The following is a 25,271-nucleotide window of genomic DNA, read 5'->3' on the forward strand; positions in this document are numbered from 1 at the left end:
TTCCTCACCAACATCGGCGTCGCGGCGGCCGCGCCGGTGGCGGCGTCGTCGCAGAAGCCGAACGCGGGGGTCTTCGCCCGCCCTGGGGCGGCGGGGGACGAACCGGACGCGGGGGGGGCGCTGTTTGAGGGGGTTAAGGGGGGGGGGGGTGGGCGGTATGACGGCGTTCACGGGGAAGCTCCTCAGTCTGGGGGTGGTCGGATCAGGGTATCGGCGGGTTGGGGGCCGGGTTCGTGCCGATGGGCGTGATTCTTCGAATTCCCGCCCGTTGACGCTTTCCCCGGCGTCGGGCAAATTTGCTCGCGCGTCCGCCGAATCGCCTTGAGCCCGGCGCGGCCGCTGGAACGGGCTCACATCCACGGCGCACAGCGCGGAGGTTCCCCGTGAGCCACGACCCCTTGTCCGACGTCCTTCGCAGCGTGCGCCTGCGCGGCGCGGTCTTCTACTACGTCAGCTTCAACGGCGACTGGGCGGCCGAAACGCCCGCTTCGCCGCTGCTGGCCAGCGCCCTCATGCCCGGCGCCGACCACGTGCTCGCCTACCACCTGTTCTTGCGGGGCGAAGGCTGGGCGGCGGTGGACGGCGTGCCGCCTGTGCGCATGAGCGAAGGCGACATCGTGATGTTCCCGCGCGGGGACCTGCACGTGCTGTCCAGCGCGCCCGGCCTGCGCGCCCAGGCCGACGACAGCGACTGGCGCTTCACCACACGAGACGACCCCAAGCCCATCGCCGTGGCCTACCACCGGGGCGTGCTGCGCCCTGGATCCCCTGGCCCCGCGGACGACGCCCGCACCGTGGTGGTGTGCGGCTTCGTGGCCTGCGACACGCGGCCCTTCAACCCGCTGGTGAACGCCCTGCCCCCGGTGATGCACCTGAGGGCGGGTGATCTGGGCCCCTGGACCACCCAACTGCTCGACCAGGCCGTGGCCGAATCGCGCGAGCACCGCGCGGGCAGCGCCGCGGTGCTGGAACGGGCCAGCGAATTCGTGTTCGTCGATGCGGCGCGCCGCTACCTCGACAGCCTGCCCGCGGGTAGCAGCGGCTGGCTGGGCGCGCTGCGCGACCGGCACGTGGGCCAGGCTATCCGCTTGCTGCACGAGCGCCCCGCCGAGCCCTGGAGCGTGGAGGACCTGAGCCACCAGGTGGGCCTGTCGCGATCGACGCTGCACGAGCGCTTCGTGGAACTCACCGGCCAGGCGCCCATGCAGTACCTGGCCAACTGGCGCATGCAGTTGGGCGCCAGCCTGCTGCGGCAAGGCCAGGCCAAGGTGGCCACCATCGCGCAGGACGTGGGCTATGAATCGGAGGCGGCCTTCGCGCGCGCCTTCAAGCGCATGACAGGGCAGCCGCCCGCGACCTGGCGAAGGGCGCAGGCGGCGGCCTGAAGGTCCCGATCAGAAGCGGTGCCGAATGCCCAGCGAGTAACCGCCACCGCTGGACAGGCCATCGACCTTGTCGCTCATCACCACGCCATACAGCTCGGTGCGGCGCGACAGGTTGTGCAGGTAGCCCAGCGACAGGGTCTTGCGCTCGGCGCCCACACGCGGGTCCATGGTGCCGTACTGGGCGACGAAGGCGCCCGCGCCCAGCGGCACGCGCGCGCCCAGACCGGTGATGTCGGTCTTGTTGTTGGTGGTCTCGTTCTTCACCTCACCGTACTGCAGGAAGGCCTTGAGCACACCGAAGTCCCAGGACGCACCGAACTGGGTGGTTTCGGTGTCCTGCACCGGCGTGGCACCGTCTTTCTTCACGGTCTGGTGCACGGCGGTGACGGCCAGCGGACCGCCGGCGTAGCTCAGGCCCGCGCTCCAGTTGCCACCGTTGCTGCCTTCCTTCATGGCCGAACTGGCACCGAAGCGCAAGCCACCCAGGCTCGGGCTGGCGTAGGAGATCGCGTCGTTCCAGCCCGTGTCGCCCGTGACCGCGCCCTGGCCGCCGGCGAAGTAGTGGCGGATGCTCGGCGAGTAGCCGAAGGAGTCGCCGAAGGCGTTGAACATCAGCGTGGAGACGAAAAGCTGCGTGGTGTTGCGGCCGAAGCTGAGCGTGCCGTAGTCCTTGTGCGCCAGGCTGACGGAAGACGTGCGCGCGAAGAAGGGGTCACCGCCAAAGCGGCCGGCCTCGCCGACGTCCGCGCGCATGAAGGACTCGTGGCGGAACTGCGCCGACAGGCCGCCGCCCAGGTCTTCGGTGCCACTGAAGCCGAAATAGCTCGTGGTCATCTTGCCGCTGTCCACGCCGGTGATGGACTGCCCGCCGGGGTTCTTGGTGGAGCCCACGCTCATGTCGATGAGGCCGTAGACCTGCACGTTGCTCTGGGCGTGTGCACCAAGAGCGGTCAGGCCCAACAAGGCGCCGGCAAGAATGCTGCGCTTTGCAAAGCGCTTGTTCGTTTGATTCATGGAATTGAAGACGTTTGTAGTGTGGAGAGATGAGCCCCTGGCCCAACGACGGAACGGCCCGCTGCAAGCGTCGCAGGCCTGCCGTCACAAAGCACATCGCGTGCCCGGCCCTACACTTGCCCACCATGAGCCTCAAGATCACCGTCTATTCCAAGTCCGCCTGCCCGCAGTGCGAATCCGCCAAGATGCTGCTGAAGTCCCGTTCGATGGATTTCGAGGAAATCCGCATCGACGACGAGGCCGAGCGCCTCGCCTTCTACGAGAAGTGCGGCCCCTCGGTGCGTCAGATGCCGCAGGTCTTCATCAACGACCAGCGCGTGGGCGGCCTGGCGGGCCTGCAGGCCGCGCTGGCGCAACTGGGCCGCTGACGCCACCACGCCCGCGGCACACAACGCGTGTGCTGCGGTTTTCAAAGCACCCAGGCTTGCGTGCGATTTGGTTCGCTGGTTACGCTGCCAACGCATGGACGCATTGAACTGGTTGCCCGCCCCCTTGCTGGCCTGGCTGCCGTCGCTGGGCAGCATGCTCGTCGGCGTGCTGATCGCCGCCCTGGCCTTTCGCATCGGTGAGCGCATCGTGCGTCGCGCCACACGCGACGCACCCCTGGCGGCCAGCGTGGCCAGCGCCATTCGCGCGCCCGCCAAATGGGGCCTGCCGCTGCTGCCCATCCACGCCGTCCTGCAGGGCACGCCCACCGACACGCCCGGCCTGGCCACGGCCCAGCAATTGGCGGCCCTGCTGCTCATCGGCGCGGTGACCTGGCTGGTGTCCAACGCGGTGCGGGGCGTGGCGCAAGGCGTCATCACCGCCAACCCCACCAGCGTCGCCGACAACCTGCAGGCGCGCCGCATCCAGACGCAAACGCGGGTGCTCGCGCGCACGCTGCAGGGCATCGTGCTGCTGATCGGCCTGTCGCTGATGCTGATGACCTTTCCGCAGGCACGCCAGATCGGCACCAGCCTGCTGGCCTCCGCGGGTCTGGCGGGCCTGGTGGCCGGCTTTGCGGCGCGTCCGGTGCTGGGCAACCTCATCGCGGGCCTGCAGATCGGCTTGAGCCAACCGATCCGGCTGGACGACGTGGTCATCGTGGAGGGCGAATGGGGCGTGATCGAGGAGATCACCGGCACCTACGTGGTGGTGCGCATCTGGGACCAGCGCCGTCTGGTGGTGCCCCTGCAGTACTGGATCGAGAAGCCCTTCCAGAACTGGACACGCACCACATCCGAGCTCATCGGCACGGTCTTCCTGTGGGTGGACTACCGCACGCCGCTGGCGCCGCTGCGCGAGGAGCTGCAGCGCATCTGCGAGGCCTCACCGCATTGGGACAAGCGCTTCAGCCTGCTGCAGGTCACCGAGGCCGGCGAACGCGCCCTGCAACTGCGTTGCCTGGTGACGTCTGCCTCCGCCGGCGCGGGCTGGGACTTGCGCTGCGAGGTGCGCGAGAAGCTGGTGGACTTTCTTCAGCGCGAGTACCCGCAGTACCTGCCGCGCTTGCGCGCGGAGGTGGCGATGGAGCCGGGGCCCACGGCGGGCGGATCGGGCGAGGCGCGCTCGCCCGTCAGTTGAGCGGCGCCCGGCCGCTCACTCCACATGCTCCGCTGCGATCTGCCGCAGCGCCTGCTCGAACACCGCCGCCGGCTGGCCGCCGGAGATGAGGTGGCGGTCGTTGATGATGACCGCCGGCACCGAATGGATGCCGTGCGACAGGTAGAACTGCTCGCGCTCGCGCACGGCCTGGGCAAATTCGTCGCTGGCCAGAATGGCCTGGGCGCGCGCTTCGTCCAACCCGGCCTCACGCACGCAGGCCAGCAGCACGTCGTGGTGGCCCATGGCCTCGCTGCGCGTGTGGCAGGCGGCCAGCAGCGCCTTCTTCAAGGCGGCTTGCTGGCCAGGGGCGCCCTCCTCGGCCGCCCAGTGCAGCAGACGGTGCGCGTCGAAGGTGTTCCAGATGCGACCGCGGCCTGCCGGGTTGAAGGTGAAGCCCACCTCGGCGCCGCGCGCGGCGATGGTCTCGCGGATCTTCGCCTGCTGCTCGGGCGTGCTGCCGTACTTCTCGGTCAGGTGTTCGCCAATGTCCTGGCCCTCGGACCTCATCTTCGGGTTGAGCTCAAACGGCTGGAAGGTGATGTCGGCGGCGACCTGGCCGTCGAGCTGGCGCAGAGCCTGCTGCAGCCCGCCCAGGCCGATGGCGCACCAGGGGCAGGACACGTCGGAGACGAAATCGATCTTGAGGCGTGGGGTGTTCATGGGGCGGCATTGTCCCGCCGGGCGCTGCGAGACAATGCCGGGCTTGCCCCAAGACCCTGCCTGCCGAAAGCCTTCATGACCGACCGCTACGCCGTCATCGGCCACCCGATCTCGCACAGCAAATCCCCGCAGATCCACACCGCCTTTGCCCAGGCCACGGGGCAGGACATCGCCTACACCGCCATCGAGGCACCGCTGGACGGCTTTGCGGCCACGGTGCGGGCCTTCCGCGAACAGGGCGGGCGCGGGGTGAACGTCACCCTCCCTTTCAAACTGCAGGCCTGCGAACTCGCCACCGACCCGAGCGAGGCCGCGCGCCTGGCCGGCGCGGCCAACTGCCTGCGCTTCGAAGCGGACGATCGCATCCGCGCCGAGAACTTCGACGGCATCGGCCTCGTCAACGACGTGCAGCGCAACCTGGGTCATGCGCTGCGGGGCCGGCGCGTGCTGCTGCTGGGCGCCGGCGGTGCCACGCGCGGCGCGCTGCTGCCCATCGCACAGCAGGGGCCAGCCGTGCTGGCCGTGGCCAACCGCACGGCCGACAAGGCGCATGCGCTGCGCACCGACTTTGCCGCGCACGCCGCACTGCAAACCGGTGGTTACGCCGAGCTCGCGGGCGAGTCCTTCGACGTAGTCGTCAACGCCACCTCCACCGGCCTGGGTGGTGAATCCCTGCCCTTGCCCGCCGGCCTGTTCGCGCCCGGCGCGCTGGCCTACGACATGGTCTACGGCAAGGGCCTGACGCCGTTTCTGCGGCAGGCGCGCGAGGCCGGCGTGACGGCCCTGGCCGATGGCGTGGGCATGCTGGTGGAACAGGCGGCCGAGGCCTTTGCGTGGTGGCGCGGCGTGCGGCCGGACACGCGGGCCGTGATCGCCCGGCTGTCGGTGCCACTGGTTTAAAGTTGACGGAACAACACAGGGAGACGCCCCCATGCCCGCCATCCTGCTGCTCAACGGCCCCAACCTGAACCTGCTCGGCACGCGCGAGCCCGGCACCTACGGCGCGGCCACGCTGGCTGACGTGGAGGCCAATTGCCGCGCCACCGCCGAGCGGCTGGGCCACACGTTGGAGGCGCTTCAGAGCAACCACGAGGGCGTGCTGATCGACGCCATCCATGCGGCGGGCAGGCGCTTCAAGGCCGGCGAGCTGCTGGGCGTGGTGATGAACCCCGGCGCCTACACCCACACCTCCGTCGCGCTGCACGACGCCATCGCGGGCGTGGCGCCGCTGCCGGTGATGGAGGTGCACATCTCCAACGTGCACGCGCGCGAGGCCTTCCGCCACCACTCCTACATCTCGCCGGTGGCGGCGGGCATCGTGGTGGGCTTCGGCGTCGCGGGCTACGAACTCGCCATCGAGGGGCTGGTCCGCAAGGCCGCCGCCCGGTGAAGACCCGCCACTTCGCGCAGTTGGTGGGGCTGTCGGCCCTCTGGGGCTCGTCCTTCCTGTTCCTGCGCATCGCCAGCCCGGCACTCACACCCCTGCCGCTGGCGGGCCTGCGCGTGCTGCTGGCCATGGTCACGCTGACGCTGGTGATGCGCCTGCTGCGCCAGCACTGGCCCTGGCGCCACTGGCGAGAACTGATGTTGCTGGGCCTGCTCACGGTGGTGATGCCCTTCCTGCTCTACGCCTGGGCGCTGCTGTACCTGCCCGCCGGCTACAGCGCCCTGCTCAACACCACGGCGGTGCTGTTCGGCACCCTGGCCGCGGCCTGGACGAAGGAAGACACGCTCACGCCGCACAAGGTGGCCGGCTGCGTGCTGGGCTTCGTGGGCGTGGGGCTGGTGGTGCAGCTCGGGCCGGTGCAGCTTGACGCCCCCACCATCGCGGCGGTGCTGGCCTGCATCTTCGCCTCGGCCTGCTACGGCTGCTCCACGCCGCTCATGAAGCGCGCCACGACGCGCATGGAGCCCCTGGCCATCGCCACGGGTATCCATGCCACGGCGGCGCTGTTCCTGGCGCCGGGCGCGCTCTGGGCCTGGCCGCAGGCCAGCTTCACGCCGCAGGCGCTGGCCGCCCTGGCCGTGCTGGGGCTGGTCACCTCGGGCCTGGCGCACTGGATCCACCTGCGCATCCTGCGCCACGTCTCGCCCGTGGCCGCCATCAGCCCGGCCTTCATGATCCCCATCTTCGGCGTCACCTGGGGCCACCTGTTCCTGGGCGAAGAACTCTCCAGCGGCATCTTCATCGGCGGCGCGCTGGTGCTGCTGGCCACCGGGCTGGTGACCGGCTTCAACCCCTTCCGCCGCTGGCTCGCGTCAACGCCCGCACCCTGAGCGCGCAAGCCGCCGCCACCAGACCGCACAGCGCGGCGAGCCAGAACACGCTGGCCAGCCCGAAGCGGCTGGACACCACGCCGCCCAGCAAACCGCCGGTAACGCCCGACAGGCCATAACCCAGCACCGCGTACAGCGCCTGCCCGCGCCCGCGCAGGCGACCGGGGAAGTGTTCGCTGATCCACGCGATGCACACCGTGTGGTGCGCCGCGAAGGTGATGGCGTGCAGCAGTTGCGCCAGCGCCAGCAGCGGCCACACCGAGGGCAGCCCCGCCGTGATGACCATGCGCAGCGCCATCAGCGCGCCGCCGAGCACCAGCCAGCCGGGCAGAGACAGGGCGGGCATCCAGCGCCCCTGGGTGAGGAACCAGCCGATCTCGACCACGACCGAGGCCGCCCAGAACGCGCCGATGGCCGACTTGGGGTAGCCCAGCGCGTCCAGGTGCAGCGAGAAGAAGACGTAGATGAAGACGTGCGCGAGCACGTGGAAGAACACCGCCGCGAAGAACCAGCGCATGCGCGGCTGGCGCAGCACGGGGCCGATCGGATCGGCCTTGGCCTGGTGCGTGGCGGGCTCGCGCGCGTCGGGCAGCAGCCAGGTGCTCAGTGCCACGGCGGCCAGGCTGAGCGAGGTCCAGGCCGCGAAGCTGCCCATGCCGAAGGCCTGGAACCAGGCGCCCGCCGCCAGCACCGTGACCAGAAAGCCCAGCGAGCCCCACACCCGCACGCGGCCATAGCGGCGCGCGTCGAAGCGGCCCTCACGACTCACCAGGTGGGCCAGCACGGCCTCGCTCATGGGCATCATGCCGCTGGTGTGGGTGAACATCAGCAGCAGCACCACGAACAACACCGGGCCACTCAAGTCGAACCACAGGCCCAGCGAGAACAACAACGCCACGCCGGCACCGATGCGCAGCAGGCGCACGCGCTCGCCGGTGTGGTCGCTCAGCCAGCCCCAGCCGTAGGGCGCGAACAGGCGTGTGGCCGATTGCACCGAGGTGAGCACGCTGATGGCCAGCAGGCCGAAGCCCAGGTCCTTCAGCCAGAGCGGCAGGTAGGGGTTGAAGAAGCCGATGTGCGCGAAGTAGCTCGCGCTCAGTGCGGCGAAAGGAAGCAGCTTGCCGCGCTCAGCCACGGCCACGCGCGGCGATGTCCGGCGTGTCGGTGCGCACGTCGCCGCACTGCGCGCGGTGCAGCAGCGCGTGGTCCATCACCACCAGCGCCAGCAGCGCCTCGGCGATGGGCGTGGCGCGGATGCCCACGCAAGGGTCGTGGCGGCCCTTGGTGATGAGCTCGGTGCTCTTGCCATCGACGTCGATGCTCTCGCGCGGCACCAGGATGGAGCTGGTGGGCTTGATGGCGATCTGCACCTCCAGGTCTTGCCCGGTGCTGATGCCACCGAGCACGCCGCCGGCCTTGTTCGCCGCGAAGCCTTCGGGCGTGAGGCTGTCGCCGTGCGTGCTGCCGAAATCGGCCACGCTGGCGAAGCCGGCGCCGATCTCCACGCCCTTCACCGCGTTCAGGCCCATCATGGCGTGGGCGATGTCGGCGTCGAGCCGGTCGTACAGCGGCGCGCCCAGGCCCACCGGCATGCCGCTGGCGGTGACGCGCAGGCGCGCACCGCAGGAGTCACCGCGCTTGCGCAGGGCGTTCACGTAGTCCTCGATGGCGGAGACATCGGCCACGGGCGCGAAGAAGGGGTTGTCGGGCACGTGGTCCCAGCTTTCGAAGGGGATCACCACCTCGCCCACCTGCACCATGCAGCCGCGGAAGGTGGTGCCGAACTGGTGCGCCAGCCACTTCTTGGCCACGGCGCCGGCGGCCACGGTGGGTGCCGTCAGGCGCGCGGAGGAACGGCCACCGCCACGCGGATCGCGGATGCCGTATTTCTGCCAGTAGGTGTAGTCGGCGTGGCCGGGGCGGAAGGTCTTGGCGATCTCGCTGTAGTCCTTGCTGCGCTGGTCGGTGTTGCGGATGAGCAGGCAGATGGGGGTGCCGGTGGTCTTGCCTTCGTACACGCCGCTGAGGATTTCCACCGCGTCGGGCTCGTTGCGCTGGGTGACGAACTTGCTGGTGCCGGGGCGGCGGCGGTCCAGGTCGCCCTGGATGTCGGCTTCGGACAGGTCCATGCCGGGGGGGCAGCCGTCGATGACGCAGCCGATGGCCGGGCCGTGGGATTCGCCGAAGTTCGTGACCCGGAACAGGGTGCCTAGGGTGTTGCCGCTCATAGGGCGCCGATTATCGGCGAGGGGCTTGGCTGGCCCGGATCGGGGTGCCGACCGGAACGCTTCGTGCTTCATGCTGCATAGCAGCAAATTCACTGCTGTCACGCCCCAGAAAGGAGCACGCCATGCTGGACCGGACCGGAACCCTGTTCTCCCACGTCAAGCCCGCCGACACGTCCTACGAGGGCGGCGGCCTGCGCGATTTTTTCCTCTACCGTGACCTGGGCATCGCCAAGGCCACGCACGGCAAGGTGATCGCACACCTGGTGAAGGCCAACATGCCGCCCGAGGAAGGCACGGGCTGGCACCGGCACGAGGCGGACTTCCAGATCGTGATCATGCTCAAGGGCTGGGCGCGCTTCATGTACGAGGACCAGGTGACGCTGGTGGAAGCCGGCGACTGCGTGCACCAGCGGCCGGGGGTGCGGCACTTTCTCTTCGACTACTCGCCGGACATGGAGTACTTGGAGATCGTGTCGCCGGCGGATTTCAAGACCATTGACGTTGATCCGGTTTGTGAGATTCCGAAGCCGACGCCTTGGGTTTGATTGCCCTGCTCGCTGGGTTGGACGGTGCGGGCGTCTGCTCACCGCCGGGTTGGCGGGTGTCAGGCGAGGGGCTGTGCCCGGGGTGGCTTCACTGCAGCGCCCCTCGCTGCGCGAGGGGTTCCCTGCGGTGCTCGGGGCCAGGCCGCGCGGCATAACTCGCTGCATGCGCTTCGCGCATTCCGCTCAAACAGATGCCGCGAGTCAGTTCACGAAGCGCGCTGCGCGCGCCGGCCTGCCCCCTGCGCTCCTCGGCGCCGCACAGGCGCCACCCCGGGCACAGCCCCACGCCTGACGCGTACATGCTTGGTGCGCCAACAAGATGACGCACTGTGATCAGAAGCTTTTGGGGAATGCACGCATAGGGCCCGAAGCAGGCATCAAGCAATTCCAAACCGCACTGCGGCAAGCGCCAAGACAAACACCAGTGCCAACGCTGCCACCAGCGGGAACCACAGCCAGCGCGGCATGCGCCAGAAGTTGGCACGATCAAGGGAATGGAAGCGGCGTATCCGCATGATGCGTTCGTGCCTTCTCGCTGCAGCGGCTAGGTTCGTCCTCGACTCATCGCTAAACGCGCTGCGTTCAAAGCCGAATTCCCTGACAGGCTTGTTGCTCATCGCACTTCCGCTCTTGGCCGAATGTAGCTTTAGTTGCTGGCTCGGCTATGGGTACCAAACAAGCGAACACCCTTCGTCGAGCGCACCTTCGTAGTGGCGTCTGAAAGCATGCATGCGTGGGTCGTTAAGCGACTCAACATCTATCGGTCGCCCTGTGCCCATGTCGAAATCGGTAAACCCAAATCGGGCGAGTTCCGACCTTGCTATGTCCTCGCGGGATTCGTTTTCGTCTTGCGCCAGGAAGAGGATGAGCTTATGTCTGGCGCCGAGCCTTGGAGCCTGCCACTCAAAATCGCAATGCCCGGCGTACGTCGCCTCGCCACCGTACAGATAAATCTTGGTCATTTAGGTCTTGCAACCGGTCACATTGGCCAGTTCTGACTGGCCAGGGAGTGTCCGCTCCTGGCCGATGACCGCCATGCTAGCTGAGACGCGCACACGCCCGAAGTAGTCGCAGTTGGAAGCCGCCTTCCTGCACTAGCCTCCTCGGCCAAAGACGCAACTTATTCGCTCTTAGCTCAGCTGCCTTTCGGCGGGAAGTCCTCGTAGCAACGAGGCAAATAGCCCCAAACACGCACCACATCATTCCGAGTTTCGAAGTCGAAGCCAATCTTATGAATCTCAGAAACGATGCGATCGCTTATGTCTCTAGCCTCTGACAGGCCGCACTCGCCACCAGCCCGATGTCGGCGCAATCCGATATCAAGCCACTGCACACCTTTGAATGGAAACGGCAGGTGATAGAACCACTCAACATCCCAGCCGGAAACATGGCCCTCTATCGACTTCCAGCGATACGACGGCCTCCAATCAGGCATGCCACGAAAAAAGGAAATGAGTTCATCCCACTTCGTGTTGTTGGCCGCTCCGACCAGCCCGCGAGAAGCTGCCGCGGCACGAACATCGCGCTCATTGACGCCTTGAAGGCAGGCACCTGCCATGGGGTACACATTCATCCGAGGCTCCATCGGGAAACGTCTGCTGAGAATGAAAGGATGAAGCGCGACGTCCGCTTCTGGCCGAAGGACGTCATCCTATTCGACGAAAACCGGCCTTTCAATCGCCAGACCTGCATCCCGCCCCGCTCGCCCATCCGCCTCTGGCCGAGGGCTTGGGCTGTGCCGCTGGGGGCGCCTATGCGCTGCCGAGGAGCGCAGGGTGGCCGGCCCGCGCGCGCAGCGCGCTTCGTGAACTGACTGGCGGCATCTGTTTGAGCGGAATGCGCGAAGCGCATGCAGCGAGTTATGCCGCGGGCCGGTCACCCGAGCACCGGAGGGAACCCTTCGCGAAGCGAAGGGCTGCGCATCGAAGCCCCCAGCGGCACAGCCCAAGCCCTCGGCCCGCCAACCGAGGCACGAGCGCAACCCACAGAACGCCGACCAAGACAGAAGCCGAAGCAAAGACCCGAATCAGAACTCAGCGTCCAGCTCGTCAATCTCGTCCGGCTCCGCCTCAGCCGCAGCCACCCATTCCTTCATCGCCGGCAGATCCATCACCGTGTCGCAATACGCCACGCAAACCGGATCCAGCGCCACCTCATAGGTGATGAACCGCGTCACCACCGGCGCGAACATCGCATCCGCGATGCAGGGCTTGGCACCGAACAGGTACGGCCCGCCATACGAAGACAGGCACTCCGTCCAGATCGCCTCGATCCGATCAATGTCCGACTGCGCCCGGCTCCAGAGCTTGAACCCCGGAAAGTGCCCCTTGATGTTCATCGGCAGCGACGAGCGCAGCGCCGTGAACCCCGAATGCATCTCCCCGCAAATCGCCCGGCAATGCGCCCGCGCCGCGCGGTCCGCCGGCAGCAGGCCGGCGTTAGGCTTGATCTCGTTGAGGTACTCGCCGATCGCCAACACGTCCCACACGTGCACCTTTTCGTGCACCAGCGACGGCACCCGCATCGACGCCGACAGCAGCAGCATTTCCGCCCGCATCGACGGATCGTCCGGCGGAATCACCTTTTGGGTGAATTTGAGCCCCGCGAGCTTGCACATGAGCCAGCCGCGCAGCGCCCAGGCGCCGTAGTTCTTGCTGCTGATGGTGAGTTCGGCGGTGCTGGCCATGGGGCGTCTCCGGTGAGTGCCCACGCACTCAGCAAAGCCTGTGCCATCTGGTGAAACACCGCAGGCACCGCCCCGGTGCACCGCGCGGCTGGCCCGGGACTTGCCTGCACCCCGCGCATCCCTCCACAAGAGGCACGACGCCCATGCTGTACCAGGCCTACCAAACCCAGTCCGACCTGCTCTCACCGCTGCGGCTGGTCGCCCAATCCCTGGCCTCCACCTTCTGGGTACCGCGCACCGAACGCACCTGGCTGCGCCAGATTGCCGCCGCCTGCGACCTTGTCTCGCGCCTGCGCCTCACCCACAGCCGCCCGCCCTACGGCATCGGCGAGGTGCTGGTGAACGGCGAACCGGTGGTGGTGGACGAAAAGGTCGCCCTCACCCTGCCCTTCGGCAGCCTGCTGCACTTCGCCAAGCGCACGGCCGAGCCGGGCCCGCCGGTGCTGCTGGTCGCGCCGCTGTCGGGCCACTTCGCCACCCTGCTGCGCGAGACCGCGCGCACCCTGCTGCAGGACCACGACGTCTACATCACCGACTGGCACAACGCCCGCGACGTGCACCTGCGCCACGGCGCGTTCGGGTTGGACGACTACATCGACTACATGATGCGGTTCTCGGCCGCCGTGGGGCCGGGCCACCACGTGATCGCGGTCTGCCAGCCCTGCGTGGCCGCGCTGGCCGCCACGGCGCTCATGGCCGAGGACGAGCGCCCCGCCACGCCCGCCAGCCTGACGCTGATGGCCGGGCCGGTGGACTGCCGCGTGAACCCCACCGAAGTCAACCGCCTGGCCACCAGCAAGCCCATCGAGTGGTTCGCGAAAAACCTCATCAGCCACGTGCCGCTGCCGCACGCGGGGCACATGCGCCGCGTGTACCCGGGCTTCGTGCAGCTCACGGCCTTCATGAGCATGAACCCCGAGCGGCACCAGCAGTCCTTCCGCACCATGGCGGAGCACCTGGTGGAGGGCCGCGTGGACGAGGCCCGCACCATTCAGGACTTCTACGAGGAGTACCTGGCGGTGAACGACCTGCCGGCCGAGTTCTACCTGGAGACGGTGGAGAAGGTGTTCCAGACCTTCGATCTGGCGCGCGGCGAGCTGATGTGGCGCGGGCGGCGCGTGAACCCGGGTGCCATTCGCCGCACGGCGCTCATGACGGTGGAAGGCGAGCGCGACGACATCTGCGCCATCGGCCAGACGGTAGCGGCGCAGGACCTGTGCACGGGCGTCCGGCCTTATCGCAAGACGCACCACATCCAGACGGGCGTGGGGCACTACGGGGTGTTCAGCGGCCGGCGCTGGAATTCACAGATCTACCCGCGCGTTCGCGAGCACATCCACTCCGCGACGGGCTGAGGCCTCAGCGAGCGGCCCTGAGTTGCGGCGGCGGGTCCGCGGGCGTCTCTTCTTCGGGCCAGTCGCGGATGTAGGCCTTGAGCATCTTGTTCTCGAAGTTCTGGCTGTCCACCACGGCCTTGGCCACGTCGTAGAAGCTGATGACGCCCATGAGCATGCGGGCATCCATCACCGGCATGTAGCGCGTGTGCCGCTCCAGCATCATGGGGCGCACCTGCTCCAGCTCGGTCTCGGGGGTGCAGGTCATCGGGTGGTCGTCCATCACCGTGCGCACGATGCGCCCGCCGAGCTGCCCGTTGTTGGTGGCGAGGGTTTCGATCAATTCGCGAAAGGTCAGCATGCCCACCAGCTCACCGTGCTCCATCACGGCCAGCGAGCCGATGTCGTACTGCGCCATGGTCTGCACGGCGACTTCGAGTCGCTCGTCGGGCGACGTGGTGTACAGCGTGCCGCCCTTGACGCGCAGGATGTCGCTGACTTTCATGATCGGTCTCCTCGGGAATGTGTCGCTTCCGCTCAAGGCGGGTGGGCCAATATAGCCCACAATCATCGAGCCCCCACGCTCCGCCGCTGCGCGGGTCGCTGCCCCCCGAGGGGGCTGATCCGCCTTGGGGCGGCCCGGCGGCGGATCGAATTTCACCAACAAGCGTTTCTGGAGACAAGACCCCATGGCAGGCCACGCCGACCCCGGCTTCGACACGCTCGCGCTGCACGCGGGCGCCGCGCCCGACCCCGCCACCGGCGCGCGCGCCGTGCCCATCCACCTCACCACCTCGTTCGTTTTCGAATCGAGCGAGCACGCCGCCGCGCTGTTCAACCTGGAGCGCGCGGGCCACGTGTACAGCCGCATCAGCAACCCCACCAACGCGGTGTTCGAGCAGCGCATGGCCGCGCTGGAGGGCGGCATCGGCGCCATCGCCACCGCCAGCGGCCAGGCCGCGCTGCACCTGGCGGTGGCCACGCTCATGGGCGCGGGCTCGCACATCGTGGCCAGCACCGCGCTGTACGGCGGCAGCCAGAACCTGCTGCACTACACCATGCGCCGCTTCGGCATCGACACGACCTTCGTCAAGCCGGGCGACATCGACGGCTGGCGCGCAGCCATCCGCCCCGACACCCGCCTGCTGTTCGGCGAGACCGTGGGCAACCCGGGCCTGGACGTGCTGGACATGCCCACGGTGGCGCAGATCGCGCACGAGGCCCGGGTGCCGTTGCTGGTGGATTCAACGCTCACAACGCCTTACCTGGTGAAGCCGCTGGAGCTGGGGGCCGACCTCGTCTACCACTCGGCCACCAAGTTCCTCAGCGGCCACGGCACGGTCATCGGCGGGGTGTTGATCGACGGCGGCAGCTTCGACTGGGACGCGGCGGGCCACTTCCCCGAGTTCAGCGCGCCCTACGAGGGTTTCCACAACATGGTGTTCACCGAGGAATCCACGGTGGGCGCCTTCCTGCTGCGCGCGCGGCGCGAGGGCCTGCGCGACTTCGGCGCCTGCATGAGCCCGCACAGCGCCTGGCTGATCCTGCAGGGCATCGAGACGCTGTCGCTGCGCATGGACCGGCACATGTCCAACACGGAGAAGATCGTGCAGTTCCTCGCCAGCCACCCGCTGGTGGGCCGCGTCGGCCACCCGCTGATCGAGACGCACCCCAGCCACGCGCTGGCCGGGAAGCTGCTGCGCTTCGGCGCGCGCGGCGCGGGCTCCGTGTTCAGCTTCGACATCAAAGGCAGCCGCGAGCAAGGCCGCGCCTTCATCGAGGCGCTCAAACTTTTCAGCCACCTGGCCAACGTGGGCGACTGCCGCTCGCTCGTGATCCACCCCGCCAGCACCACGCACTTCCGCATGAGCGACGAGGCACTGGCGGGCGCGGGCATCGGCCCGGGCACCATCCGCCTCTCGATCGGGCTCGAGGACGCCGACGATCTCATCGACGACCTGAAACGCGCGCTGAAGGCCGCAGAAAAGGCAGGTGCCTGATGGAACTCACCGTCAACGGCGCCAAGACCTACTGCTACACCGGCGGCAAGCCCTTCGACGCCGCCAAGCCCACCGTGGTGTTCATCCACGGCGTGCTCAACGACCACAGCGTGTGGATCCTGCAGAGCCGCTACCTGGCGCACCACGGCTTCAACGTGCTGGCCGTGGACCTGCCGGGCCACGCGCGCAGCCAGGGCGAGGCGCCCGCCAGTGTCGAGGACGCGGCCGACTTCATCGCCGCCCTGCTCGACGCGGCCGGCGTGCAGCGCGCTGCGCTGGTGGGCCACAGTTGGGGCTCGCTGATCGCGCTGGAAACAGCGGGCCGGCTCAAGGAGCGCATCACGCACGCGGTGCTGGTGGGCACGGCCTACCCGATGAAGGTGTCGCCCGCGCTGATCGAGGCCTCGCTGAACGAGCCCGAGAAGGCGCTGAAGATGATCAACGTGTTCAGCCGCAGCACGCTGGCCGCGCCGCCTTCGGCCCTCGGGCCGGGCACCTGGGTGTATGGCGCCAGCATGGCCCTGGGCCGGCGCGTGCTGCGCAGCAACGCCAAGGTCAACGTTTTTCACCGCGGCTTCGTGGCCTGCGACAGCTACGCCAACGGTGAGGCCGCGATGAAGGCCCTCACCTGCCCCGTGCTGTTCGTGCTGGGCGCACAGGACCAGATGACGCAGGCCAAGGCAGCGAAGACCCTCATCGACACCGCGAAGACCGCCGGCAAGGCCTTCAAGGTGGTGACGCTGCCCGTGGGGCATCACCAGATGACCGAAACCCCGGATGCGACGCTGTTCGCGATCCGCGATTTCCTGAAGTGACGCCGGGCCGGCGCGCCTTACCAGTAGTTCGCCATCAGCTCATGTGACCAGTCGGGCTGGCGCAACTCGCCGCGCGGCAGGTACTCGGCCCACACGGGCTTGATGTCCAGCACGGGCGTGCCGTCCACCGCGTCCAGACCTTCCACCTCGACCTCCAGGCCGCGCACGCCCAGCACGCGACAGAACGACGCGCCGATGCGGTTGGGGCGCATGCGCCCCCGCTGAGCGAATATGCCGACGCTCGGCCAGTCCGTGCGACCGCGCGGGTGGCGGGCACCGGTTTCCAGCGGCTCGTCAACGGCCACGTGAAAGTGAAACAGCACCTCCAGGTGCGACAGCGCCTCCACGCCGGCCAGCGCTTCGGGGCCGAAGCGCCGGGGGTCGAGCATCAGGCTGCAGCGGTTCGGGCCCCAGCCGTCCTTGGTGGCTTCGCGCCGGCCACCCGCCACGCGGCCAATGGGCGTCATCTCGATCACGGGGTGCATCGCTTCGTCTCCATGGCTGGCGCGGACCTGGGCGCTCCGCGAGGTACATCGCGCCATTGTGGGATCGCTTGATCGGTGACGGTGATAGGGCGAACCGATTGCTATCGCTTCGCGCTGGCTTGTTGGGGCCGGGGGGCGTTCCTACGATCCGCCGACTTTCCAACAGGACCGTTCGATTTTCATGAAAACCCAAGTCGCCATCGTCGGGGCAGGCCCGGCGGGCATGCTGCTTTCCGAGATCCTTCACCAGCACGGCATCGACAGCGTCGTGGTGGAACGCCAGACCCGCCAGCACGTGCAGTCGCGCATCCGCGCCGGCGTGCTCGAGCAGACCACCGTGGACATGCTGCGCCAGTACGGCCTGGCCGAGCGCATGGACCGCGAAGGCCACGAGCACGACGGCATGAAGATCGTGTGGGCCGGCCGCAGCAGCTTCTTCATCGACGTGCGCCGCCACGTGGGCAAGCGCTTCGTGGCCTACGGCCAGACAAGCATCCAGGAAGACCTGTTCGCCGCGGCCGATCGCCGGCAGGCGCGCCTCGTCTTCGGCGCGTCCAACGTCGCCCTGCACGGCGTTGACGGCGACCAGCCACGCGTGAGCTTCGAGCTCGATGGCCAGCCCGACACCATCGAATGCGACTACATCGCTGGCTGCGACGGCTTTCACGGCGTGTCGCGCCGCACCATCCCGGCCACGGTGCTGAAGGAGTTCGAGAAGGTCTACCCCTTCGGCTGGCTGGGCATCCTGACGCCGCGCCCGCCGCTGCCCGACATCGTCTACGCCAACCACCCGCGCGGTTTCGCGCTGGCGTCCATGCGCAGCCCGACGATGAGCCGCTACTACATCCAGGTGCCGCTGGACACCGCCATCGAGGACTGGTCCGACGAGCGCTTCTGGGAAGAGTTGAAGGCGCGCTACCCCGCCGACCTGGCCGCCGCGATCGTGGAAGGCCCGTCGGTGGAGAAATCGATCGCGCCGCTGCGCAGCTACGTGGCCGAGCCCATGAGCTACGGCCGCCTGTTCCTGGCGGGCGACGCGGCGCACATCGTGCCGCCCACCGGCGCCAAGGGGCTCAACCTGGCCTTCTCCGACGTGCATTACCTCAGCCGCGCGCTGGTGGCGCGCTACAAGAACGGCCGCTCCGACCTGCTGGACAGCTACAGCGACACCGCGCTGCGGCGCGTGTGGCATTCGGTGCGCACGTCCTGGTACCTCACCAACCTGCTGCACCGCTTTCCCACCACCACGGCCTTCGACCAGCGCACGCAGGAATACGAACTCGAGTTCCTGAAATCGTCCCCCAGCGCGCAAGTGGCGCTGGCCGAGCAGTACGCCGGCCTTCCCCTGGAGCAGACCTGATGAACCCCACACCACGCGACTACCACGACATCCCCGGCACCTACGTCTTTGACGGGGCGCACCAACGCAAGGGCTACTGGCTCAACATGTTCTGCAAGTCACTGGACCTCGCGGCCAACCGCGAGCGGTTCCGCGCGGCGCCTGCGGACTATCTCGCGGGTTTCCCCATGACCGACGCGCAGCGCGACGCGGTGCTGTTGCGCGACTGGCTCGGTCTGCTGCGCCTGGGCGGCAACATCTACTACACCTTCAAGCTCGCCATCTTCGACGGCCTGAGCATGCAGCACGTGGGCGCCGCCATGTCGGGCACCGGCATGACGGTGGACGACTTCCGCCAGATGATGGTGTCGGGCGGACGCCCGGCCGAAGGCATGCGCAGCCGGCGCGAGAACCGGGAGGCCTGCCATGGCTGAGCTCATCGGTGGCGTGGGTACCTCGCACGTGCCGGCGATCGGCGCCGCGGTCGATCACGGCAAGACGCAGGATCCGTACTGGAAGCCCGTCTTCGACGGCATGCAGGCGGCCAGGGACTGGGTCGCGCGCACGCGGCCCGACGTGTGCATCGTTGTCTACAACGACCACGCCTCGTGCTTCTCGCTGGAACTCACGCCCACCTTCGCGTTGGGCGTGGCCTCGCACTACGAGCCCCACGACGAGGGCTATGGGCCCCGGCCGGTGCCTCGCGTGGAAGGCGCGCCCGAACTGTCGTGGCACCTGGCCGAGTCGCTGATCCTGGACGAATTCGACATCACCATCGCATCGCAGATGACGGTGGACCACGGTCTGACCGTGCCGCTGTCCGTGCTGTTCGGCCAGCCCGAGTCCTGGCCCTGCCGCGTCATCCCGCTGTGCGTGAACGTGATCCAGTACCCGCCGCCCACCGGGCAGCGCTGCCTCAAGCTGGGCCAGGCCATCCGGCGCGCCGTCGAGTCCTTCCCCGGCGATCTGCGTGTCGCGGTCATCGGCACCGGCGGGCTCTCGCACCAGTTGCAGGGCGAACGCGCGGGTTTGATCAACGCCGAGTTCGACCAGCGCTGGCTCGACGAGTTCGTGACCGAACCCGACAAGGCCGCCGCCCACGACCACGTGGAGTTGCTGCGCGAGGCTGGCTCCGAAGGACTGGAGTGCGTGATGTGGCTGGTCATGCGCGGCGCCCTCCAACCCGAGGTCGAGGTGGTGCACCGCTTCTATCACGTGCCCGCCTCGAACACCGCCTACGGCTTGCTGGTTCTCGAGGACGCCGCGCGCGCCAGCCGGCCACTGGCCGCCCAGCCGGCCTGAGACCGCACCGGCGCCTTTTTCCCCACGACAACAGGAGACAAACAACATGAACGACATCGACCACCGCAAGAAGCCCGGCGCCTGGACCCGACTGGCGCACCGGCTGGGCCAGTCCACCGTCCTGGCGGCCGCGCTGTGGGCGGGCGCGACAGCCCCCGCCGCGGCGCAGGCGGACTGGCCCGCCAAGCCCATCCGCTTCATCGTGGGGTTTCCACCCGGCAGCTCGCCCGACGTGGCCGCGCGGGCCCTGGCGCCCGGCCTCATCCAGGCCCTGGGCCAGCCCGTGGTGGTGGAGAACCGATCGGGCGTGACCGGCATGCTCGCGGCAGAGGCCGTGGCGCGCGCGCCCAACGATGGCTACACCTTCCTCGTGACCTCGGGAAGTTCGATGTCGATCTCGATCCACACGCTGCCACGCGTACCCATCAACCCGGAGAAGGACCTCATGCCGGTGGCCGCCGTCGCCCGCATCGAGTTGTTCCTGGTGTCGGATGCGCGCCAGAGCTTCCGCAACTTCCAGGAGTTGCTGGCCTATGCCAAGGCCCACCCAGGCAAGCTCACCTACGGCTCACCCGGCACGGGCAGCGCACCGCACGTGGCCACCGAGATGCTGCGGGCCCAGAGCGGCATCAATGTCGTGCACGCGCCCTACCGCGGCGCCTCTCCGGCTCTGCAGGATCTGCTCGGCGGCACCACGCAATTCCTCTTCGACCCCGGTATCGCACTGGAGCACGTGCGTGGTGGCCGCTTGCGCCTGCTGGCGGTGGGCAGCACCAAGCGCTCGCCCCTGTTCCCGGACACGCCCACCGTCCGCGAATTGGGCCTGGCCGATTTCGACGCCGGCACCACGCACGGCATCTACGCCCCCGCTGGCACGCCAACGGCCATCGTCAACCGCATGAACGCCGAGATCAACAAGCTGCTGGCCCAGCCCCAGGTGGCCCAGCAGTTCACCGCGATCGGCGCCGAGGCCACGCCCATGAGCCCGGCGCAATTCGGCGCCCTGATCCAGCGCGACAGCGCGCGCTACGGCGCCATCGTGCGCGAGCGCGGCATCAAAGAGTAAGCGCTCAAGCCCCTCCCACATCCCCTGCAACGGCCGCCGCCCCGCGCGGCCGAGGACCTTTCATGCGCCTTTTTTCCCACCACGACCGCCCGGTGCACCTGGGCTCCTTCCCCAGCGAGCGCCTGCGCCGCCAGCCCGCCGCGCCGGATCTGTCCCGCATCGTCGACAGTGGCGTGCTGCGCCCGCCCGAGGGCCCGGACGCGTCCGCCACGCTGGCACGCTCCGTCAGCCGCTTCATGTGCGCGCTCGATCAGGTCCGCGAAGGGGATCGCAACCCCCACCTCGCGGAGATCCCGGGCAGCCCGGGCCTGCGCGCCGAACACCTGAAGTCGGCCGCCTACTTCCTGGACACGTCGATCGCAGGCGTCTGCGCGCTGCAGGCGGATCACCTGCTGCCGCAACGCGTGGAGCACCCGGCCTTTCGCACGGCCACCTACGAACAGTCCGAAACCAAGCTGCGCCTGCGCTTCAACCCGAACGCGGTGCTGCGCCAGATGAAGCGCTCGATGGCCCTGTGCGAGGCCGGCATCGAACACCACACCCACGCCCTGGTGCTGATGGTGGCCCACCCGCGCGACCCTTCGGCCGATGAACCGGGCGCCGACTGGATCGTCGGCATGCAGGACTGGCGGGCCGCGCTGCGGGCCGCCGAGACCGCCGCCGTGCTGGCCAACTACCTGCGCATCCTGGGCTACGAGGCGCGCAGCCACACGGCGACCACCACCGACGTCCACCTCAACCGCCTGGCCGTCTCCGCCGGGCTGGCGCGCCTGGAAGACGGCGCGGTGACCAACCCCTTCATCGGCACGCGGTTCGGCCTCGCCGTCGTCACCACCACGCTCGCGCTCAAACCGGATCAGGCACTGGCGCCCGCCAGCCTGAACGAGCGCTGGCGCTCGCGCGGCCCGAGCTGGTGGCTGGGCGCGTCGAGTCCGAAAAACGCGTCGAACGCGGTGGACTTCGCCGGCCGCCACTACCGCGACAGCCTCTATCCCGTGGAGACGCTCAAGCGCGTGGAGGAGACCACCACCTTCATCGACGAGGACCGCATACCGCGCGTGCCCAAGAGCAGCGAGTTCTTCCTGCGCGCGGCCTTCGGCGACCTGGGCAAGGCGCCGCAGGAAGCGTCCAAGGACGGCTTCTCGGTCGCCAAGGCCCCGCTGGCCGCCGCGCTGCGCCTGGCCTTGAACGTCTACTCCGTGCTGCAGCGCGGCGAGCCGGCCGCGCACAAGACCAACTACCTCGACCCCGCGCGCAACGCCGACTTGGTGAAGGCCACGCTGCACTTCCTGGGCGCCGACATCGCGGGCGTGTCGCGCGCGCCGGCCTGGGTCTGGTATTCGCACCGGCAGGACGGCACCGAGATGCCGGTCGCGCACCCCTTCGCGGCCACGGTGATGATCGACCAGGGCTACGAGACCATGGAAGGGGCCTCGGGCGACGACTGGATCTCCAGCGCCCAGTCCATGCGCACCTACATGCGGGCCGGCCTGGTGTGTGGCGTGCTGGGCGACCACCTGCGTGGCCTGGGCTACGGCGCCACCGCGCACTCCGCCGCCGACAGCGACGTCATCCAGACGCCGCTGGTGCTGCTCGCGGGACTGGGCGAGGTCAGCCGCATCGGCGAGACGATCCTCAACCCGTTTCTGGGCCCGCGCAGCAAGACCGGTGTGATGACCACCGACTTCCCGATCCAGCCCGACAAGCCCATCGACTTCGGCCTGCAGAACTTCTGCGACTCGTGCAACAAGTGCGCGCGCGAATGCCCCTCGGGTGCCATCTCCGCCGGGCCCAAGGTGATGTTCAACGGCTACGAGATCTGGAAGGCCGACGTCGAGAAGTGCACCCGCTACCGCATGACCAACCTGGGTGGGGCGATGTGCGGGCGCTGCATGAAGGCCTGCCCCTGGAACCTGGCGGGACTCGTGCAGGAGAAGCCCTTCCGCTGGGCCGCGATGAACATGCCGGTGGCCGCGCAATGGCTCGCGCGCCTGGACGACGCCCTCAACCGCGGCGGCATCAACCCGCGCAAGAAATGGTGGTGGGACATCACCAACGACGGCACGGGCAAGGTCGTGGCGGCCAAGGAAGTCAACGTCCGCGGCCTGAACAAGCACATCAGGATCAAACACGAGGATCAGACGCTCGCGGCCTACCCCGCGCCACTGGCGCCGCTGCCGCTGCCCATGCCCAGCCCGGTGGACCGGGAGGCGGGTATCGATGCCTACAAAAACCTGCTCACCCCGGCGCAGCACCAGCAGCGCGTGCGCGATGGCCAGACGCAGGACCTGGTGCCGCCCCTGCGGCGCCTGACGGAAGAGCCGCCCGTGATGGTGGCGCGCATCGGCCGGCGCTGGACCAGCTCCGCCGACGGCAAGATCGACCTGTTCGAGATCGTGCCCCCCGATGGCCAGGACCTGCCGGCCTGGGTGGCTGGCGCGCACATCGACATCACGATCACGCCCGAGTACATCCGCCAGTTCAGCCTGGCGGGTAACCCTGCCGACCGCGGCCGCTACCTGCTCGGCATCCTGCGCGAGGACCAGGGCCGCGGCGGCTCGTTGAAGATCCACCAGATGCTGCGGCAGGACGCGCAGGTGGTGATCTCGCGGCCACGCAACCACTTCCCGGTGGTCCACGCCGGCACCCGCCACGTGCTGCTGGCCGGTGGCATCGGCGTCACGCCGCTGATCGCCATGGCCCATGAACTGCACGCGGCGGGCGCGGACTTCGACCTGTACTACAAGTCCCGCACCCGCGCGCAGGCCGCGTTCATTCCCGAACTGGAAGCAATGCCCTGGGCCGATCGCGTGCACTTCCATTTCAGCGATGAGCGACGGCTCGACATCGCCGACGTGTTGAACCGCTACAGCGACGGCAGCCATGTGTACACCTGCGGCCCCGCCGCCTTCATGGACGCGGTGTTCGACACCGCCACCTCGTTCGGCTGGCCGGAAGACGCCTTGCACCGCGAGTACTTCTCGGTGCCTGAGGCCGAGGCGCGCGAGCGCCTGCCCTTCCGGCTGAAGCTGGCCCGCTCGGGCCAGAGCATCGCCGTGGCCGCGGACCAATCCGCCGTGCAGGCCCTGGCCGCCTGCGGCCTGCAGGTCGACGTCAAGTGCAGCGACGGGCTGTGCGGCGTGTGCGCGGTGAACTACGTCGACGGTGATGTGGACCACCGCGACTTCGTGCTGAGCAAGAAGCAGCGCGAAACCCGGATGGTGCTGTGCTGCTCCCGTGCCGCCCAGGCGGACGGCGAAGTGGTGCTGGACCTGTAAGCGCGGTGGCCGTGTCGCCGCGATCAACGCTCGAACCGAGCCAAACCCACAAGAAGGAGACAAGATGAAAACCAGCCTGTTGGGCGCCTGCCTGCTCGCGCCCCTGACCGCGCTCGCCCAGGGCGCGGGCCCCGCGACCTCGTCCGTCCAGTTGTACGGACGGCTCGACGCCTCCATCAACTCCGTGCGCTTCTCTGGCGTTGGCGCCACGCCATCGAGCCAGCGCAGCTTCCTGTCGAGCGACACCTCGCGCTGGGGCGTGCGCGGCACCGAGGATCTGGGCGGTGGCCTGCAGGCCTTCTTCAAGCTCGAAAGCGGCTTCAACGTCGACACGGGCATGCCGTCCAATGCCGCGCAGTACTTCAACCGCGAGACGCTCGTGGGCCTGCGCCACAAGGACTACGGCTCACTGACGCTGGGCAGCCAGTTCACCCCCAACATCGCGATGTCGCTGCGCATCGATCCGTTCCAGCGCTCGGGCATGGGCGCCATGCTCACGCTGTTCCAGCGCGGCGGCGCGGCGGGCATCCTGGGCTACGCGCCGATGCACAACAACGCGGTGATGTATGTCTCGCCCAGCCTCAACGGTTTCGTGGGCAAGGCCATGTACGCGATGGGAGAAGGCGCGGCCGTGGGCCATGCCGGCAGCTACGCGCTGGAGTACAGCCGCGACCGCCTCTTCCTGGGCATGGTGCACGACCGACTGCGCTCCACCGGGGCCGCGGCCGGGCAACCCGCGCTCGCATCGGTGAACAACCGCGTGACCAGCCTGGGCGCAAGCTACGACTTTCGTGCGTTCAAGCTCTACGGCTACTGGGTCAAGGCGGACGTCGACGGTTCGTTCGGCATGCGCGGTGGCTTCGTGGGCGTGAAGGTGCCGGCCGGGCGCGGCGAGGTCAACGCGGTCTACCAGGTGCGCAACGTCGACGACCCGGCGAATTCCGACGCCCGCCTGTTCGCGGTGCAGTACATGCACCCGCTGTCCAAGCGCACCTCGCTCTACACCAGCGTGGGCCACCAGAGCAACAAGGGCAACGCGGCGTTCGGTCTGTGGCCTTCACGCACGGAAGCCAATGGCAACCCCGCTCGCGGCGCCGACGTGCGTGGCTTTCAGGTCGGCATGCGCCACGTTTTCTAAGACCCCGGTGCGCGGCGCGGTGGGCGCCGCGCCTCTTTCGATCCCCGAGGACATTCCATGCTCATAGGCGTACCCGCCGAAACACTGGCGGGCGAGACCCGTGTGGCCGTCACGCCCGAGACGGCGAAGAAG

General features: G+C 68.6%; 25 protein-coding genes. 16 read left to right on the forward strand and 9 right to left on the reverse strand.

The features are described from left to right. The first annotated feature begins 383 nt into the window (after positions 1-383). Positions 384-1,385, forward strand: coding sequence for an AraC family transcriptional regulator (locus BN948_RS22390; protein WP_009518891.1), 1,002 nt, complete (start codon positions 384-386; stop codon positions 1,383-1,385). Positions 1,386-1,394: 9 nt separating this feature from the next. Here BN948_RS22390 and BN948_RS22395 read toward each other — a convergent pair whose 3' ends face one another. After that, positions 1,395-2,399 carry a porin gene (locus BN948_RS22395; RefSeq protein ID WP_009518890.1) on the reverse strand — a complete coding sequence of 335 codons (1,005 nt, stop codon included), beginning with the start codon at positions 2,397-2,399 and terminating at the stop codon, positions 1,395-1,397. Positions 2,400-2,524: 125 nt separating this feature from the next. On the opposite strand from BN948_RS22395, the gene BN948_RS22400 reads away from it, so the two are divergent. Both BN948_RS22400 and BN948_RS22405 read left to right on the forward strand, forming a co-directional pair. Further along, positions 2,525-2,767 (forward strand): glutaredoxin family protein, encoded by a 243-nt coding sequence (locus BN948_RS22400; RefSeq protein ID WP_009518889.1) that lies wholly within the window; start codon positions 2,525-2,527, stop codon positions 2,765-2,767. A gap of 94 nt (positions 2,768-2,861) precedes the next feature. Further along, positions 2,862-3,965, forward strand: coding sequence for a mechanosensitive ion channel family protein (locus BN948_RS22405; protein WP_009518888.1), 1,104 nt, complete (start codon positions 2,862-2,864; stop codon positions 3,963-3,965). A gap of 15 nt (positions 3,966-3,980) precedes the next feature. On the opposite strand, the gene BN948_RS22410 is transcribed toward BN948_RS22405, so the two are convergent. After that, positions 3,981-4,646, reverse strand: coding sequence for a DsbA family oxidoreductase (locus BN948_RS22410; RefSeq protein ID WP_009518887.1), 666 nt, complete (start codon positions 4,644-4,646; stop codon positions 3,981-3,983). Positions 4,647-4,721: 75 nt separating this feature from the next. Here BN948_RS22410 and aroE point away from each other — a divergent pair, with 75 nt between their 5' ends. Genes aroE through BN948_RS22425 form a run of 3 tightly spaced genes read left to right on the forward strand, consistent with a single transcriptional unit; the run spans position 4,722 to position 6,923 of the window. Then, entirely contained in the window at positions 4,722-5,546 is an 825-nt protein-coding gene (aroE, locus tag BN948_RS22415; protein WP_009518886.1) for a shikimate dehydrogenase, read from the forward strand. A gap of 31 nt (positions 5,547-5,577) precedes the next feature. Next, complete coding sequence (gene aroQ / locus BN948_RS22420; protein WP_009518885.1) at positions 5,578-6,036, forward strand: type II 3-dehydroquinate dehydratase; 459 nt, start codon at positions 5,578-5,580, stop codon at positions 6,034-6,036. Further along, entirely contained in the window at positions 6,033-6,923 is an 891-nt protein-coding gene (locus BN948_RS22425) for a DMT family transporter (protein WP_009518884.1), read from the forward strand. Before aroQ ends, BN948_RS22425 begins: the two co-directional genes overlap by 4 nt. Here BN948_RS22425 and BN948_RS22430 read toward each other — a convergent pair. Both BN948_RS22430 and aroC read right to left on the reverse strand, forming a co-directional pair. After that, positions 6,880-8,064 carry an MFS transporter gene (locus tag BN948_RS22430; RefSeq protein WP_009518883.1) on the reverse strand — a complete coding sequence of 395 codons (1,185 nt, stop codon included), beginning with the start codon at positions 8,062-8,064 and terminating at the stop codon, positions 6,880-6,882. The two genes, BN948_RS22425 and BN948_RS22430, sit on opposite strands and share 44 nt — an antisense overlap. Continuing rightward, positions 8,051-9,151, reverse strand: coding sequence for a chorismate synthase (gene aroC / locus BN948_RS22435; RefSeq protein ID WP_009518882.1), 1,101 nt, complete (start codon positions 9,149-9,151; stop codon positions 8,051-8,053). Before aroC ends, BN948_RS22430 begins: the two co-directional genes overlap by 14 nt. Positions 9,152-9,273: 122 nt before the next feature. Between aroC and BN948_RS22440 the strand changes: the two genes are divergently transcribed. Beyond that, on the forward strand, positions 9,274-9,696 hold the full coding sequence (locus tag BN948_RS22440) for a cupin domain-containing protein (RefSeq protein ID WP_009518881.1): 423 nt from the start codon (positions 9,274-9,276) through the stop codon (positions 9,694-9,696). 377 nt (positions 9,697-10,073) lie between these two features. Here BN948_RS22440 and BN948_RS26805 read toward each other — a convergent pair whose 3' ends face one another. The 3 genes from BN948_RS26805 to BN948_RS22450 form a co-directional block, all read right to left on the reverse strand. Next, positions 10,074-10,313, reverse strand: a complete 240-nt coding sequence (locus BN948_RS26805; protein ID WP_138820161.1) for a hypothetical protein — start codon at positions 10,311-10,313, stop codon at positions 10,074-10,076. 518 nt (positions 10,314-10,831) lie between these two features. Next, positions 10,832-11,269 carry a DUF6678 family protein gene (locus BN948_RS26345; protein WP_081922025.1) on the reverse strand — a complete coding sequence of 146 codons (438 nt, stop codon included), beginning with the start codon at positions 11,267-11,269 and terminating at the stop codon, positions 10,832-10,834. Positions 11,270-11,722: 453 nt separating this feature from the next. After that, entirely contained in the window at positions 11,723-12,382 is a 660-nt protein-coding gene (locus BN948_RS22450) for a glutathione S-transferase (protein ID WP_009518880.1), read from the reverse strand. A 143-nt stretch (positions 12,383-12,525) separates the two neighbouring features. Here BN948_RS22450 and BN948_RS22455 point away from each other — a divergent pair, with 143 nt between their 5' ends. Then, complete coding sequence (locus BN948_RS22455) at positions 12,526-13,737, forward strand: polyhydroxyalkanoate depolymerase (protein ID WP_009518879.1); 1,212 nt, start codon at positions 12,526-12,528, stop codon at positions 13,735-13,737. Positions 13,738-13,741: 4 nt separating this feature from the next. Here BN948_RS22455 and BN948_RS22460 read toward each other — a convergent pair whose 3' ends face one another. Then, positions 13,742-14,221: a CBS domain-containing protein gene (locus tag BN948_RS22460; RefSeq protein ID WP_009518878.1), complete on the reverse strand. Its 480-nt coding sequence runs from the start codon at positions 14,219-14,221 to the stop codon at positions 13,742-13,744. Positions 14,222-14,405: 184 nt separating this feature from the next. Between BN948_RS22460 and BN948_RS22465 the strand changes: the two genes are divergently transcribed. Together BN948_RS22465 and BN948_RS22470 are read left to right on the forward strand one after the other, a co-directional pair. Beyond that, complete coding sequence (locus tag BN948_RS22465) at positions 14,406-15,716, forward strand: O-acetylhomoserine aminocarboxypropyltransferase (protein WP_009518976.1); 1,311 nt, start codon at positions 14,406-14,408, stop codon at positions 15,714-15,716. Beyond that, positions 15,716-16,531: an alpha/beta fold hydrolase gene (locus BN948_RS22470; protein WP_009518975.1), complete on the forward strand. Its 816-nt coding sequence runs from the start codon at positions 15,716-15,718 to the stop codon at positions 16,529-16,531. Before BN948_RS22465 ends, BN948_RS22470 begins: the two co-directional genes overlap by 1 nt. Before the next feature lie 17 nt (positions 16,532-16,548). On the opposite strand, the gene BN948_RS22475 is transcribed toward BN948_RS22470, so the two are convergent. Then, positions 16,549-17,016, reverse strand: a complete 468-nt coding sequence (locus BN948_RS22475) for an SAM-dependent methyltransferase (protein ID WP_009518974.1) — start codon at positions 17,014-17,016, stop codon at positions 16,549-16,551. A gap of 181 nt (positions 17,017-17,197) precedes the next feature. Here BN948_RS22475 and pobA point away from each other — a divergent pair, with 181 nt between their 5' ends. The 6 genes from pobA (at position 17,198) to BN948_RS22505 (ending at position 25,139) form a co-directional block, all read left to right on the forward strand. Further along, on the forward strand, positions 17,198-18,376 hold the full coding sequence (pobA, locus tag BN948_RS22480) for a 4-hydroxybenzoate 3-monooxygenase (protein ID WP_009518973.1): 1,179 nt from the start codon (positions 17,198-17,200) through the stop codon (positions 18,374-18,376). Beyond that, positions 18,376-18,789, forward strand: a complete 414-nt coding sequence (gene ligA / locus BN948_RS22485) for a protocatechuate 4,5-dioxygenase subunit alpha (protein ID WP_009518972.1) — start codon at positions 18,376-18,378, stop codon at positions 18,787-18,789. The genes pobA and ligA overlap by 1 nt, the downstream gene beginning before the upstream one ends. Next, on the forward strand, positions 18,782-19,657 hold the full coding sequence (locus BN948_RS22490; RefSeq protein ID WP_009518971.1) for a class III extradiol dioxygenase subunit beta: 876 nt from the start codon (positions 18,782-18,784) through the stop codon (positions 19,655-19,657). Before ligA ends, BN948_RS22490 begins: the two co-directional genes overlap by 8 nt. A gap of 46 nt (positions 19,658-19,703) precedes the next feature. Beyond that, the gene (locus BN948_RS22495; RefSeq protein ID WP_009518970.1) at positions 19,704-20,723 is read left to right on the forward strand and encodes a Bug family tripartite tricarboxylate transporter substrate binding protein; all 1,020 of its coding nucleotides are present in this window, start codon (positions 19,704-19,706) and stop codon (positions 20,721-20,723) included. 62 nt (positions 20,724-20,785) lie between these two features. Next, positions 20,786-24,001 (forward strand): 4Fe-4S dicluster domain-containing protein, encoded by a 3,216-nt coding sequence (locus BN948_RS22500; RefSeq protein WP_009518969.1) that lies wholly within the window; start codon positions 20,786-20,788, stop codon positions 23,999-24,001. Positions 24,002-24,065: 64 nt separating this feature from the next. Further along, positions 24,066-25,139, forward strand: a complete 1,074-nt coding sequence (locus BN948_RS22505) for a porin (protein ID WP_009518968.1) — start codon at positions 24,066-24,068, stop codon at positions 25,137-25,139. Positions 25,140-25,271 lie beyond the last annotated feature (132 nt).

The sequence above is a fragment of the Hydrogenophaga intermedia genome, assembly GCF_000723405.1.
Lineage (GTDB): Bacteria > Pseudomonadota > Gammaproteobacteria > Burkholderiales > Burkholderiaceae_C > Hydrogenophaga > Hydrogenophaga intermedia.

Coding starts and splice junctions, on each gene's coding strand:
- BN948_RS22395 (WP_009518890.1), bottom strand. CDS start 2,399: ATGAATCAAACGAACAAGCGCTTTGCAAAGCGCAGCATTCTTGCCGGC.
- BN948_RS22400 (WP_009518889.1), top strand. CDS start 2,525: ATGAGCCTCAAGATCACCGTCTATTCCAAGTCCGCCTGCCCGCAGTGC.
- BN948_RS22405 (WP_009518888.1), top strand. CDS start 2,862: ATGGACGCATTGAACTGGTTGCCCGCCCCCTTGCTGGCCTGGCTGCCG.
- BN948_RS22410 (WP_009518887.1), bottom strand. CDS start 4,646: ATGAACACCCCACGCCTCAAGATCGATTTCGTCTCCGACGTGTCCTGC.
- aroE (WP_009518886.1), top strand. CDS start 4,722: ATGACCGACCGCTACGCCGTCATCGGCCACCCGATCTCGCACAGCAAA.
- aroQ (WP_009518885.1), top strand. CDS start 5,578: ATGCCCGCCATCCTGCTGCTCAACGGCCCCAACCTGAACCTGCTCGGC.
- aroC (WP_009518882.1), bottom strand. CDS start 9,151: ATGAGCGGCAACACCCTAGGCACCCTGTTCCGGGTCACGAACTTCGGC.
- BN948_RS22440 (WP_009518881.1), top strand. CDS start 9,274: ATGCTGGACCGGACCGGAACCCTGTTCTCCCACGTCAAGCCCGCCGAC.
- BN948_RS26805 (WP_138820161.1), bottom strand. CDS start 10,313: ATGAGCAACAAGCCTGTCAGGGAATTCGGCTTTGAACGCAGCGCGTTT.
- BN948_RS26345 (WP_081922025.1), bottom strand. CDS start 11,269: ATGAATGTGTACCCCATGGCAGGTGCCTGCCTTCAAGGCGTCAATGAG.
- BN948_RS22450 (WP_009518880.1), bottom strand. CDS start 12,382: ATGGCCAGCACCGCCGAACTCACCATCAGCAGCAAGAACTACGGCGCC.
- BN948_RS22455 (WP_009518879.1), top strand. CDS start 12,526: ATGCTGTACCAGGCCTACCAAACCCAGTCCGACCTGCTCTCACCGCTG.
- BN948_RS22460 (WP_009518878.1), bottom strand. CDS start 14,221: ATGAAAGTCAGCGACATCCTGCGCGTCAAGGGCGGCACGCTGTACACC.
- BN948_RS22465 (WP_009518976.1), top strand. CDS start 14,406: ATGGCAGGCCACGCCGACCCCGGCTTCGACACGCTCGCGCTGCACGCG.
- BN948_RS22470 (WP_009518975.1), top strand. CDS start 15,716: ATGGAACTCACCGTCAACGGCGCCAAGACCTACTGCTACACCGGCGGC.
- BN948_RS22475 (WP_009518974.1), bottom strand. CDS start 17,016: ATGCACCCCGTGATCGAGATGACGCCCATTGGCCGCGTGGCGGGTGGC.
- pobA (WP_009518973.1), top strand. CDS start 17,198: ATGAAAACCCAAGTCGCCATCGTCGGGGCAGGCCCGGCGGGCATGCTG.
- ligA (WP_009518972.1), top strand. CDS start 18,376: ATGAACCCCACACCACGCGACTACCACGACATCCCCGGCACCTACGTC.
- BN948_RS22490 (WP_009518971.1), top strand. CDS start 18,782: ATGGCTGAGCTCATCGGTGGCGTGGGTACCTCGCACGTGCCGGCGATC.
- BN948_RS22495 (WP_009518970.1), top strand. CDS start 19,704: ATGAACGACATCGACCACCGCAAGAAGCCCGGCGCCTGGACCCGACTG.
- BN948_RS22500 (WP_009518969.1), top strand. CDS start 20,786: ATGCGCCTTTTTTCCCACCACGACCGCCCGGTGCACCTGGGCTCCTTC.
- BN948_RS22505 (WP_009518968.1), top strand. CDS start 24,066: ATGAAAACCAGCCTGTTGGGCGCCTGCCTGCTCGCGCCCCTGACCGCG.